The organism is Kaistella montana, assembly GCF_024436175.1.
Taxonomy (GTDB): domain Bacteria; phylum Bacteroidota; class Bacteroidia; order Flavobacteriales; family Weeksellaceae; genus Kaistella; species Kaistella montana.
The window spans coordinates 414,731-427,258 of sequence record NZ_JANFQP010000001.1; the positions used below are offsets into that span (position 1 = coordinate 414,731).

Consider the following 12,528-nt stretch of genomic DNA (forward strand, 5'->3'; position numbering starts at 1 on the left):
GTGCAAATATAAGAAGTTTTTTTTGTACTTTTGCGCCACATTAAAACAAGATTTATGTCAGGTAAAATTACATTCACGATGATCAAGCCAGATGCAGTTGCAGATGGTCACATTGGAGCTATTTTAGGAAAAATTGCAGAAGGAGGTTTCAAAATCAAAGCATTGAAATTAACTCAACTTACGGTTGCAGATGCTCAAAAATTCTACGCAGTACACGCTGAAAGACCTTTCTATGGTGAGTTGGTAGAATTCATGTCTTCCGGACCAATTGTAGCAGCAGTTTTGGAAAAAGACAATGCTGTTGAAGATTTCCGTACGCTAATTGGTGCAACCAACCCAGCTGAAGCAGCAGAAGGAACCATCAGAAAAATGTTTGCGAGAAGCATCGGCGAAAATGCAGTTCACGGATCAGATTCTGATGAAAATGCATTGATCGAAGCGCAATTTCACTTTTCAGGAAGAGAGATTTTCTAATTAAGAATTCATCTTATTATTATAAAAGTCCGGAAATTTTTTCCGGACTTTTTTATTTATATTTGATAAAATTTACAAGATGAAAAAACTTTTCGCAGGAGTAATTTTAGGATTGATTTTCTTGACGACTCCAAGTGCATTTGCACAAAATAAAATATTTATATATAATTATAAATTCATTCCAGATTCAACAAATCACCAAAATGTGAAAGATGAATTAATGATTTTGAATATTCAAAAAGATAGATCGGAATTTTATAGTTCGGAAAGATATTCTTCCGATTCAACGCAGTTAGCAGAAAGTTTAAAAGGGCTTATGGCAATGCCGTATAATAAAGAAATGATTAGTGATAGAGTGATAAATTACCCTCAATCAAATCTGGCGGAATATATCACTTTTATGTCTTGGGACAAGTATGTCGTCAAACAAGAAATTGATTTAAAATGGAAATTGGAAAATGAGTTCTCAACAATTTTAAACTATGATGTTCAAAAGGCTACAAGTGAGTTCGGAGGACGAAAGTGGATAGCATGGTTTGCTAAAGAGATCCCAATTCAATATGGACCTTATAAATTCAAAAATCTTCCGGGCTTAATTCTGAAAGTGGAAGACACCAATAAGAATCACATTTTTGAATTAAAAGGAATTAAAAATAGCGTTGCCGACTTTGAATATCCAAAATTGAATAATTATAAAGAATTCAATTTAAGTTATGATCAATTTGTTAAAAAATTTAAAAATTATCGCAAGAATCCGACAGCCGATTTGATTGACAAAATTCCAGATCAAAGAGATGCAAATGGAAACTTTAGAACATCTGCGCAGATAATTAAAGAACTAAATGATCAATGGTTAGATAGTTTTAAAAAAGATAATAATATAATCGAAATCAATTTACTAAAATAAAAAGACAGTTGGTTATAGATGGTCTTGAGATGTAAGAAGTACCTCACATGAAAAAAATATTATTAATCCTTTTGCTCTTATCAAATTTTGTTTTTGCACAAAATATATCTTTTGTATACGAACTCAAATATAAACCCGATTCAAATAAAGATAGTCTTTTAACGGAAGTATATTATTTAGATGTATTAGGAAATCAATCTGTATTTAGGTCTGAACAGGCAAGGATTTCTGATTCTCTAAAATATAATATGGGCTTTAGAGGTATAGAAAAAATAACTTTCACAGAACTTTATGTTATTAAAAACAGAGAAAGTAAAGAGATAATAAAAAATATTACAACACCTTTAATGAATGATCTCTATTTCATAAGATTAAAAGATCATATCGATTGGCAAATATTGAATGATATACAGAAAATTGATAATATAGATTGCCAGAAAGCAACAGTGAATTATGGCGGAAGAAATTGGACAGCATGGTTTGATAAAAATACACTAATCCAAGATGGGCCTTATGTTTTTCAAGGTTTGCCTGGACTTATTGTAAAATTATACGATGATAAAGGAGACTACGATTTTAACTTGATGGAAATCAAAAATAATAAGGATCATCAACTGTTTTATCTGAGAAAAGGGAAAGAAATAAGTTGGGATATTTATAAGAAATTGCAGTATAATTATTATTCCGATCCATTCTCTGAAATTAAGAACGAGGTATAAAATACAAAATCGGCGACCAAAATGGTAATCCTGTTGATATGAATCTAAAACAGATGACAGAAAATATTCAAAAGAAAATGAGAGAAAATAATAATCCGATAGAACTCAATCATAAAATTGAATATAAATAATCTGTTGTTGTTGTGTTGTTGTTATTTTCTATCGAATATCGTCAATATCAGGTGAAGCATCAGTTCTGCTGATAAAATGGGTGCTTCCGTGTTTCTTTTTAATCTTATTTGCCCAAAGAATTCCTAAGCCAAAACCTATTGCATTAATAAATACTAAAAGAAAAATTCCTGTAGTTTTATTTTCCATCGAAAGGTAAATTGCAACTCCTATAATTGCAGAGAGAATGGTAGGAGAAAGAACAATTTTAATCCAATTAATCCATTCGATGACCGTTTCAAATACAGATTGTTTTTCCAAGATGTTTTTTATAATTAAATACGAAAAAATAGCGTCAGAAGTTACATTTTAAAAAAAGGTATTCTTAATCAGAAAAGTGATTTCCTACTATCTTTAAAAAAAAAATAAGGCAATTCCAATTTGAACTGCCTTATTTTATTTTTTTTAAATTTTCAAAAGTTCTATCGTTTTTTCAGGACTTTCAGAGGAAAATACAGCGTTTCCGGCGACGAGGACATCAGCTCCGGCTTCGAAAAGTTTCGCGGCATTGTCTAGATTTACGCCACCGTCGATTTGAATTAATGCAGTGGAATTATTGGATAAAATAAGATCTTTCGTTTCTGCGATTTTTTTGTAGGTATTTTCAATGAATTTTTGTCCACCAAAACCCGGATTTACACTCATTAATAATACCAAATCTACCTCCGAGATGATGTCTTCCAGCATCAAAACCGGCGTTGATGGATTCAAAACGACACCTGCTTTTGCGCCTTTGTCCTGAATGAAATTGATTGTGCGGTGAAGATGGGTACACGCTTCATAATGCACGGAAACCAAATCTGCACCCATGTTGATGAATTCTTCCACGTATTTTTCGGGTTCTACAATCATTAAATGGACATCCACAAATTTCTTCGCGTGTTGTTGAATGGTTTTCATTACCGGAAATCCGAAGGAAATGTTGGGTACAAATCTTCCGTCCATGACGTCCACATGCAGCCAATCTGCTTGGGAATTATTGAGCATTTCGATGTCGCGTTGCAGATTCCCAAAGTCTGCGGATAAAAGAGAAGGAGCTATTAACTTAGTTTTCATTTTTTTTCTTATTAGATGTTAGATACAAGATTCTTGACTCTATTTAATGATACTTCAATTTCATGTCAGGTTTAATCTTCAATAGCGTTTCATAAATCAACTGAATCACATTTCCGACATCTTCTTTGGAAACCATTTCTACCGTGGTGTGCATGTATCGCAAAGGAAGAGAGATTAAAGCAGAAGGAACTCCGCCGTTGGAATGCGCGAAAGCATCGGTGTCGGTTCCTGTTGCGCGGCTTGCTGCAGCTCTTTGGAAAGGGATTTTCTTGGTTTTTGCGGTTTCCACAATCAGTTCACGAATGATGTGATGAACGCTCGGTGCGAAGAAAACTACCGGTCCGTTGCCACATTTTTGGTCACCTTCTTTTTTCTTTTCAATCATCGGTGTGGATGTGTCGTGAGTAACATCCGTCACGATTGCGATGTTCGGTTTAATGGTATCTGCAATCATATCGGCGCCGTATAAACCGACTTCTTCCTGCACGGAATTGGTAATGTATAGACCGAAAGGCAGTTTCTTTTTGTTTTCTTTTAAAAGTCGAGCCACTTCGGCAATCATAAATCCGCCAATTCTGTTGTCCAAAGCACGACAAACGAAATATCGGTCATTCAGTTCGAAGAATTCGTCGGGATAAGTGATCATCGTACCAACGAAAATTCCTAAATCTTCCACTTCTTTTTTGCTGGTTGCGCCACAATCGATGAAAATATTTTCGAGTTTCGGAACCGGTTCGTTGGAATTTACGCCACGAGTATGAATTGCCGGCCAACCGAAAACACCTTTTACAATGCCTTTTTCGCCATGAATATGAACTACTTTGGAAGGAGCAATCATTTGATCAGAACCACCATTTCGGATGACATAAATTAAACCATCATCGGTGATGTAATTCACATACCAAGAAATTTCATCCGCGTGCGCTTCGATGACTACTTTGAATTCCGCTTCAGGATTGATAATTCCGTAGCAAGTTCCGTAGTGGTCTACTTCAATTTTGTCCACATAGGGTTTGATGTAATTCATCCAGACTTTTTGGCCGTTGTGTTCGTAACCAGTTGGACTTGCAGTGTTTAGATATTCTTCTAAAAATTTAAGAGATTTATTTTCAAATTTCATATAAAAGGGAATGAATTTTGTTGCTGATATTTGATTTTATAGGAAGTAAAAGTAATGAAATTTAATAAAATAATCGTAATATTTCTTTTGTTTTCGGGGTTTATAGCATATGCACAGCAGGATTCACTTTTTTCCCCGAAGCCTTTAAGCCAATATCCGCCAGAGCTTTTGAAAACGGATGAATTTGGAAATAAATATTACTACGACGAAGCGCAAAAAGCTAAGATATACGAAATCAATGGTGAAAATGTAGTGGTGATGGATGAGTTGATTCTACTGAATAAACCTAGATTTAATAATCAACTCGATCAAAATTATTACTATTTCCTCAACAAAAAACTCAACAGGGTTTATCCGTTGTTTCTTACGGCTTTAAGCCAGTACCAAAACATTCAAAAAGATCTTCAAAATCTTGACAGAAAGTCTCAACGCAAATATATTGATGAGCGCCAAAAAGCGCTTGCAGATCAATATGAAAAGCAATTAAGAGATTTGACGACTACAGAAGGGAAGGTTTTTGCGAAACTCATGAACCGCGCGACCGGAAAAACGGTTTTCGAAATTATTAAAGAATTGCGAGGCGGATGGAGTGCTTTCTGGTGGAACGTGAAAGGAAACATTGCAGATGTTGACCTCAAAGAGCCTTATGATCCCCATAGAAACAGATCCGACGAGTTTGTGGAATCCTTGCTTCAAAGCAACTGGAATGCTGGTTATTTCCTACCGTATCCAGGTTATCAGAATTTTAAAATTAAAAAATAGTTTATGAGAAAATTTCTAATGAACTTAGTGCTGATCATTTCGGTATTGAGTTTCAGTTTTGTGTATTCTTATGGTGTAACCGGTCACAGAGTGGTGGCGGAAATTGCCGAAAACCATCTTTCCGGAAAAGCGAAAAGAAACCTGAAGAAAATCATCGGGCAGGAAAAACTTGCTTATTGGGCAAATTGGCCGGATTTCATCAAATCTGATACTACCGGAGTTTGGAAACAGACTGATCGTTGGCATTATGTAAACATCAATCCACAACCGAATTTTAAGATGTTTTCTGATAGTTTGAAGGCACAAACCGGTCCGAATTTATATACCCAAATCAAAACGCTTTCAGAGCAAATTAAAGATAAAAAAACATCCGCCAAAGATCGCGAGATTGCACTGCGTTTTCTGATTCATTTGGTTGGAGACTCATCGCAACCATTGCATGTAGGGAGAGCGGAAGATTTAGGAGGAAACAAAGTGAAAATTAAATTTTTTGGTGAAAATACCAATTTGCATACGCTTTGGGATACTAAATTGATCGATTTTCAGAAATACAGCTACACTGAATATGCTGCTTTATTGGATGTAAAATCAAAAGAAGAAGTGAAGCAAATACAATCAGGAACTTTAGAAGATTGGTTGTACGAGAGTCACCTAAGTGCTAATAGAATTTATGCCAACACTTTAATGGATGGTTCTTATTCTTACGATTACAACTATAAATTTACAGATTTAATGGAGCGTCAGTTGCTCTATGGAGGTTTGAGATTAGCAAAAATATTGAACGAAATTTTATAAGAACTTTTCTTTCAGTTTTTCGAAAACAATTTTATCAATAGGTAACGGAAATGGATTTTCATCAATATCGATGGGAATCCATTCTGTTTTTTCAATGCAAGGATCCATGATGAGGAATTCATTTTCATCGATGATTTCCACCAAATAATACACCGTCAAAAGCTGTTCATTGTTTCGGAAGCGCGATACTAGGAAATCTTCTTGGGTATAAAGATGACCGAGAATATTTATTTTCACATTCAGTTCTTCCTCAAATTCCCGATGCAAGCAATCTTGTAATCCTTCTCCGAATTCCAGGCCACCACCAGGAAGTTTCATCAATTGTTCACCTGCATATTCTTCGTGTAAAACCAGCACTTTTTTATCTTTCACTGCAGCGGCATAAACACGAATATTGAACTTGTCGATCATAATAGACTGGCTTAATTGTTTTCACAAAGTTACTAAAAACCCTCATTTAATTTCACTGCGTTAATCATTTCTCGTTTTCCGGGAGGACCTGCTTTTTTCTCTATTTTAAAATTAAGTTCTTGTAGGATTCTTCTTACGCTTCCTTTAGAAGAATAGGTGGTGAGCAAACCGCCGATTGCCATTTTGTCGGAAACCATTTCAAATAAAGGTTTTTCCCATAAATCCGGTTGAACTCTCGCGCCGAAACAATCATAATAAACAAGGTTAATTTTCGGTAAATCAATGTTTTTCAGTTCAAAAAAATCAGCTTTGTATTTGGTGAAGAAAAAATTCGAGAGAATTTCTATGGTTTCATTCCATTCGCAAGAGTGAATTTGATGGTAATATTCTTTCATTTTTGGGTTTTGAAAGAAAGAATCATAGGCTAGCTCCTCGATTTCTGAATTGTTTACAGGATATTTTTCAATTGTAAAGAATTTGATTATATGATTTTTGTCAGTTTTCAAAAATTCATCAATTGTTACCAAAACGTTAAGTCCTGTTCCAAAACCGAGTTCTAAAATATTAATATCGCAAAAATAAACCAGATTTAATCCATTTTTAATAAACACGTGTATCGCCTCTTGGAGGGCTCCGTAATGTGAATGGTAATTTTCATTTAATTCATTGATATATAATGTTTTACTTCCGTCTGAAGTGGTTTTAATTTCCCGATTCATCTTAATTTTTTTTCAAAATTAAATCAAAATTTTGATATTTAAAAAATTATATTAAATTTGTAGAACATCAACTAAAATTTTTAAAATGATAATTCAAAAATCTACAAATCCGCGAATTTCGACATTCGACCCTGATAATTTTTCCTTTGGAAATACCTTTATCGATCACATGGTTATTTGCGAATATGAAAACGGTAAATGGGGTGATGTGAAGGTAATGCCTTATGGAGGATTGCCTTTTTCACCAGCAATGATGGGAGTAAATTATGGTCAGGCGTGTTTCGAAGGAATGAAGGCGTACAAAGATCCAAATGGAGACGTTTTCCTTTTCAGGCCGGAGAAGAATTTTGAAAGAATCAATAAATCGGCGAAACGACTTGCAATGCCGGAAGTTACTGAAGAAATGTTCATAGGAGGACTGAAAGCTTTGGTAGATATCGACAGAGCTTGGATTCCACAAGGAGAAGGAATGTCGTTGTATATCCGACCACTTATTTTCGCTACTGAAGAAGCTTTGAAGGCTAGAATTTCCGACAAATATATGTTTGCAATTGTAGCAACTCCTGCAAAAAGTTATTACACAGAACCGGTTTCTGTTTTAATTTCTGACTTCTATTCGAGATCAGCAAACGGAGGAGTAGGATCAGCGAAAGCGGCAGGAAACTATGCTGCGTCGTTTTATCCAACTCAACTTGCGATTGAACAAGGTTACGAGCAAATTATCTGGACTGATGATTCTACCCACGAATATTTCGAAGAAAGTGGAACTATGAACGTTTTTGTAAGAATTAATGATACTATTTATACGCCACCAACTTCTGAGAAAATCTTGGATGGTGTTACTAGAGACAGTTTTATTAATTTAGCGAAGAAGCGCGGAATTGAAGTAAAAATAGAACCAGTAGCTGTAAAAACCGTTATTGAAGCTCAGAAAAATGGTACTTTAAAAGAAGTTTGGGGAGTTGGAACTGCTGTTGTAACCAGTGTTTTCCAGGCATTAGGATATAAAGGTGAAAAACTAATGTTGCCAACCCTTCCTGCTGAAGAAAGTTATGCATTAACCCTTCAAAAAGATTTGGTCGATATCCAAACCAATAAATCTGAAGATCCTTTCGGATGGAGAGTTTTGGTAGAAAAGAAAATTATGGAAACTGCATAAGTTTTTACAAAATACAATCTGAAACCGGGGAAATTTTAATCCTCGGTTTTTTCGTTTTACTATGTTGTTCGAAATGCTTATTTTCGCAAAAGTTTTATATGAAAAAAAGTATTTTAATATCGTTTTTGTTTTTGATTTCTTGTGCTCAAAATACGCAGACGCATCCTCCTGTAGGCGGTTTTCTGAGTGAAAAAGATTTGAATACTTCCAAAAACAGGGCGAAAAATCTCAACGAAACCGAAAGGAAACAAATTCAGGATTGGATTGCCAATCAGCAAGAGAAATTTTATCCAATGAGCATGAATTATTGGGTAAACATTGAAAATTTGCAACAAAATCCGAAAAGGAACGATGGCGAAACTGTTTCTTATCAATATGATTTGTATGATTTCGACCTTGTCAAACTTTATAATGCTCCCAAGAAAAATAGCAATGTTCAGTTTGGTCGTTTCGAAGAATTGAAAGCCGTGGAAGATGCCTTAAGATATTTGAAAAAAGGCCAGGAAGCAACGCTTTTAGTCCCATCAGTATTGGCTTTCGGAACTTATGGTGATAATGACAAAATTCCGAATGATATGCCTCTGATCATCAAAATAAAAGTATTGTAAAATAAAAATTAATGATAAAGAAGAATTTTTTAATCGCATTAGCAGCAATATTGCTAACAAGTTGTACCCCAATTTATAAAAAAATGAACGTAGACAAAGAAACTTACGAAGGCCTAAAAGATGGTCTTTATGCAAATTTCCAAACATCAAAAGGAAATATGATTGTTAAATTCGAAGATAAAAAAGCGCCGGTTACCGTTGCCAATTTCGTCGGATTAGCAGAAGGAAAAATAGAAAACAAATCCAAAGCGAAAGGAGTTCCTTTCTATGATGGAACCATTTTTCACCGTGTGATTAAGGATTTCATGATTCAAGGTGGTGATCCAAAAGGAACCGGAATGGGCGATCCTGGTTATAAATTTGATGATGAAAAGAACGATTTGCAACACAAAGGCAAAGGAATTCTTTCCATGGCGAATTCTGGTCCAAACACCAATGGTTCCCAGTTTTTCATTACCGAAGTTGCAACGCCTTGGTTGGACGGAAGACATACTATTTTCGGTGAAGTAGTGAAAGGTGAAGAGGTAATTGATGCCATCGCGAATGTAGAAAAAGGAGCGCAGGACAAACCAAAAACCGATGTGGTTTTAGAGAAAGTTTCTGTTTTTTCAAAAGGTGATGAATACAAAGATTACGATGCAGCCAAACTTTTCAACGAAGGAAAAGGAAAAATTCAGGAAAATAACAAGGCAATTCTCGCTAAAATAGAAGCTGAAAAGAAGAAAAAAGAAGAAGAATTTGCCGCAAACCAACAAAAATTAGTTGATGATTTGAAAGCAGGAATGCAAGTAACTCCATCTGGTTTGTACTACAAAATTACCAAAACTACCCACGGTGTAGCTCCAAAAGCTGGAGATGAAGTTTCTGTGCATTATGCTGGAAAATTGGTTGATGGCAGCGAATTCGATTCCTCTTTCAAAAGAAATCAGCCGATCGAAATTCCTATCGGAGTTGGACAAGTAATCAAAGGTTGGGACGAAGGAATCTTGCTTTTAAAAGAAGGAGAAGCAGCAACACTTTTAATTCCATCTGAATTAGGTTACGGAGCAAGAGGGGCAGGAGGCGTAATTCCACCAAACGCTTGGCTCATCTTCGATGTAGAATTGGTAAAAGTAAATTAATGCTGTGAGGTGGTAATCGTTAAAGAGATAACATTGAAAAAACACTCCGATTTTGGAGTATTTTTTTTGAGTATGATTTTGTCTGATCCTAAAATAACTATACCAATATATTGGATACATGATACAATCGTGCGACAACGGAACTATTTTGGATAAACAATAGCTTTATCTAATTCAATAGGGTTATTATATTTTTTGATTATGTTTTTTAATTGTTCATTAATTTCTCTGCTATTTTTACAATTAACGAAGGTTCCATCATTTAGAAAAAATTGATCGCTATTTGTTTCTCCAATTCCGTTTTTAATGAAATTAATTGGTGATTCATAATATTTCAATTTTGTGGTTTTGTATTTTTCTAGTGTTATTGGAACACTCATTTCTATTGCCATTTCAATAAATTGATTTTCTACCAAAGCTTTTTTATTTTCTGATTTAGCAAGTTGAAAATGATAATTGTTTTTGTCATCAAAAATTTCAACAATTAATCCGGGTAAACCATGAAATTTATAAGGTCCCTCTTGAAAAGGAATGTCCATTGTAAACCATGCTGTCCAATTTCTTCCGCCCCAAGTTGTGGTTGCTTTTTGTAGGTTTAGTTCCTTGACTCGTTTGTTTTCGTTGCTCAACTTCCAATTTTGAATATCTGTAGTCTGTAGGTTTAAGACGGTATTTTCCAATAAATCATATTGGCTGAAAGCGTTGCTGTTATTTTTATGGACAATTATATCGGAAGTGTTTAATTTCATTTCTTTTGGAAACGGAATGTTATTACTAATCAAAGAATCCGCAATGAAAAAATCATAGGTATAGTACTTCGTTTCAGTAGGTCCTATGTCAAGGATATAATTTTCTTTGGTTAAAATTGTTGATGTAGAATCCTTTTTATATGGAACATCATAAATGAATCGATGTGTTTGCGCTTTTGGAAAGACAAAGACACTTAGAGTTAAAATCAAAATAAAAAGCTTAATTTTCATCGTCGTTTTTGTTAATGTTGATATTCTTATCAGTAATAAATTTTTGTTCTTCATTTGTTAAAAGAACATCGCCTTTGTCATCGCTTATTTTCAATTTAGTCCAATATGCTTGATTTATTTTCACAGGGTTTTCTAAACCTTTTTTATCAGTTGTTTCGAAGCTTTTAAAAATCACATCTCTGGAAGAGCTGTATTCAAATGTTTGACTTTCTGTAATAGTCTTAAATCCTTTGGTTTTAAAAGAAATTTTAGAAGGAAAATATTTATCGTCTCTTTTATAATAGTCGAAAATAATGATGCCATTGCCGAGTTGTCTTTTAAATTCTTTTCCGTTTTCGTCTTTGTAGATCCTTGGCTCAGATTTATTTTGTGTAAAATCCAACTCTAAATGGGTAATTGCTTTGTCTTTTTTATTGTAAATGAATTTTCCACTGTAGACATAAGAAGAATCAGTTTTTATAGAGTAAGAAATCTCCTGATCTTCTTCATCTTCATTGATTAATTTGCCACTTATTTTCGCGCCTTTGTTTTTAGAAAGTCGGTGTGTTCTCCATAATTCATAATGCAAAAATAAATCACCAATGTTATCGTGTGAAATTTTTGGTTTTTTTTCACGAACAAAGTTTTGATAAGGTTCGGTTTTTAGATAACGTAAATTATCAATTTGAAGTTGTACAAAATTATCGAAGTTATCATTAAAGGCATCTTTTGAATTATACATTCCGTTTTTGCTCCAGAATTTCCCATCCGCTATCATCAGTACTTTTAATTCTTGGTTTTCAAAGGCTTTTTGCTTTATTTCAACATCGTAAATTATAGGTTTGTTATAATATATATCAGTATAATTATCCGAAACCTCTTTTAATATTTTCTGAAAATCAATGCTTACTATTTTTACTTCATCAATTTGATTATAAAGCGGTTTCAGCTTTAAAATTGTATTATAATCTTGATTTTTTAATGTTTCATACCCATAAGCAGAAATTTCAAGATTCTTAGATGTTTCTGGTAACAAAACAAAGCCGTCGTCATTACTATAATACACATTGTTTGTAGAAATTATTCTTGCATTGGAAATTGCATTCAAAGTTTCCGCATCGATGATTTTGATTTTTTGAGAAAACAAAAGTGAATTGCATAAAATTAGAATAAAAATAAATTTTTTAACCATAATGATGAATTATTTATTTCACAAAATAATGTTATTTTCGTGTATCATGATTAATTGTAATTGCTAATTTTTTTATAAACTTTGATGTAAAAATGTTAAATATTGCGAATTTTTAATAATGCTCAATTACTGGTGTGAATATTTTGCGAACAGAGCGTCATATAAACTAAAGATAGCGTTCCTACGGAACGCTGTGGGGTGCCTGTTTCAAGATTTCTAAACTCTACTCATTCCGTAGGAATGAGTAGAGGTGCAGATTTCTCATTACTAAGCGAAATGCCTTTGTACCCTATTAAAATCAATACTCGTCAATAATCTTGGCGTCCCTTGCGTTAAAACAAATATTATTTCATGAGTA

General features: G+C 33.9%; 15 protein-coding genes. 8 read left to right on the top strand and 7 right to left on the bottom strand.

The window, feature by feature from the left end; all coding sequences use genetic code 11:
* Positions 1-54: 54 nt before the first annotated feature.
* From NOV28_RS01990 to NOV28_RS02000, 3 genes are all read left to right on the top strand, one after another.
* A complete protein-coding gene (locus tag NOV28_RS01990) occupies positions 55-474 on the top strand; it encodes a nucleoside-diphosphate kinase (protein ID WP_255927033.1) in 420 nt (139 codons plus the stop codon).
* Positions 475-553: 79 nt separating this feature from the next.
* Positions 554-1,381 carry a GLPGLI family protein gene (locus tag NOV28_RS01995; RefSeq protein WP_255927035.1) on the top strand — a complete coding sequence of 276 codons (828 nt, stop codon included), beginning with the start codon at positions 554-556 and terminating at the stop codon, positions 1,379-1,381.
* A 47-nt stretch (positions 1,382-1,428) separates the two neighbouring features.
* Positions 1,429-2,100, top strand: a complete 672-nt coding sequence (locus NOV28_RS02000) for a GLPGLI family protein (RefSeq protein WP_255927037.1) — start codon at positions 1,429-1,431, stop codon at positions 2,098-2,100.
* A gap of 159 nt (positions 2,101-2,259) precedes the next feature.
* Here NOV28_RS02000 and NOV28_RS02005 read toward each other — a convergent pair whose 3' ends face one another.
* The 3 genes from NOV28_RS02005 to NOV28_RS02015 form a co-directional block, all read right to left on the bottom strand.
* On the bottom strand, positions 2,260-2,529 hold the full coding sequence (locus NOV28_RS02005; RefSeq protein ID WP_255927039.1) for a hypothetical protein: 270 nt from the start codon (positions 2,527-2,529) through the stop codon (positions 2,260-2,262).
* Between the two features lie 144 nt (positions 2,530-2,673).
* A complete protein-coding gene (rpe, locus tag NOV28_RS02010) occupies positions 2,674-3,324 on the bottom strand; it encodes a ribulose-phosphate 3-epimerase (RefSeq protein ID WP_255927041.1) in 651 nt (216 codons plus the stop codon).
* Positions 3,325-3,367: 43 nt separating this feature from the next.
* The gene (locus NOV28_RS02015; RefSeq protein WP_255927043.1) at positions 3,368-4,444 is read right to left on the bottom strand and encodes a M42 family metallopeptidase; all 1,077 of its coding nucleotides are present in this window, start codon (positions 4,442-4,444) and stop codon (positions 3,368-3,370) included.
* A gap of 54 nt (positions 4,445-4,498) precedes the next feature.
* Here NOV28_RS02015 and NOV28_RS02020 point away from each other — a divergent pair, with 54 nt between their 5' ends.
* On the top strand, positions 4,499-5,206 hold the full coding sequence (locus NOV28_RS02020; protein ID WP_255927045.1) for a DUF4294 domain-containing protein: 708 nt from the start codon (positions 4,499-4,501) through the stop codon (positions 5,204-5,206).
* A gap of 18 nt (positions 5,207-5,224) precedes the next feature.
* Complete coding sequence (locus NOV28_RS02025) at positions 5,225-6,001, top strand: S1/P1 nuclease (protein ID WP_380265228.1); 777 nt, start codon at positions 5,225-5,227, stop codon at positions 5,999-6,001.
* Here the strand turns inward: NOV28_RS02025 and NOV28_RS02030 are convergent.
* Positions 5,996-6,412 (bottom strand): NUDIX domain-containing protein, encoded by a 417-nt coding sequence (locus NOV28_RS02030; RefSeq protein WP_255927049.1) that lies wholly within the window; start codon positions 6,410-6,412, stop codon positions 5,996-5,998. The genes NOV28_RS02025 and NOV28_RS02030 overlap by 6 nt on opposite strands.
* Before the next feature lie 32 nt (positions 6,413-6,444).
* Positions 6,445-7,131 carry a tRNA (5-methylaminomethyl-2-thiouridine)(34)-methyltransferase MnmC2 gene (gene mnmC2 / locus NOV28_RS02035; protein ID WP_255927051.1) on the bottom strand — a complete coding sequence of 229 codons (687 nt, stop codon included), beginning with the start codon at positions 7,129-7,131 and terminating at the stop codon, positions 6,445-6,447.
* An 85-nt stretch (positions 7,132-7,216) separates the two neighbouring features.
* Here mnmC2 and NOV28_RS02040 point away from each other — a divergent pair, with 85 nt between their 5' ends.
* The 3 genes from NOV28_RS02040 to NOV28_RS02050 all read left to right on the top strand — a co-directional run bounded on the left by NOV28_RS02040 (position 7,217) and on the right by NOV28_RS02050 (position 10,019).
* Positions 7,217-8,290: a branched-chain amino acid aminotransferase gene (locus NOV28_RS02040; RefSeq protein ID WP_255927053.1), complete on the top strand. Its 1,074-nt coding sequence runs from the start codon at positions 7,217-7,219 to the stop codon at positions 8,288-8,290.
* A gap of 98 nt (positions 8,291-8,388) precedes the next feature.
* Entirely contained in the window at positions 8,389-8,898 is a 510-nt protein-coding gene (locus NOV28_RS02045) for an FKBP-type peptidyl-prolyl cis-trans isomerase (protein WP_255927055.1), read from the top strand.
* An 83-nt stretch (positions 8,899-8,981) separates the two neighbouring features.
* Positions 8,982-10,019, top strand: a complete 1,038-nt coding sequence (locus NOV28_RS02050; RefSeq protein WP_255927057.1) for a peptidylprolyl isomerase — start codon at positions 8,982-8,984, stop codon at positions 10,017-10,019.
* A gap of 143 nt (positions 10,020-10,162) precedes the next feature.
* Here NOV28_RS02050 and NOV28_RS02055 read toward each other — a convergent pair whose 3' ends face one another.
* On the bottom strand, positions 10,163-10,999 hold the full coding sequence (locus tag NOV28_RS02055; protein ID WP_255927059.1) for a GLPGLI family protein: 837 nt from the start codon (positions 10,997-10,999) through the stop codon (positions 10,163-10,165).
* A complete protein-coding gene (locus tag NOV28_RS02060; RefSeq protein ID WP_255927061.1) occupies positions 10,989-12,125 on the bottom strand; it encodes a hypothetical protein in 1,137 nt (378 codons plus the stop codon). The genes NOV28_RS02055 and NOV28_RS02060 overlap by 11 nt, the downstream gene beginning before the upstream one ends.
* Between the last annotated feature and the right edge of the window lie 403 nt (positions 12,126-12,528).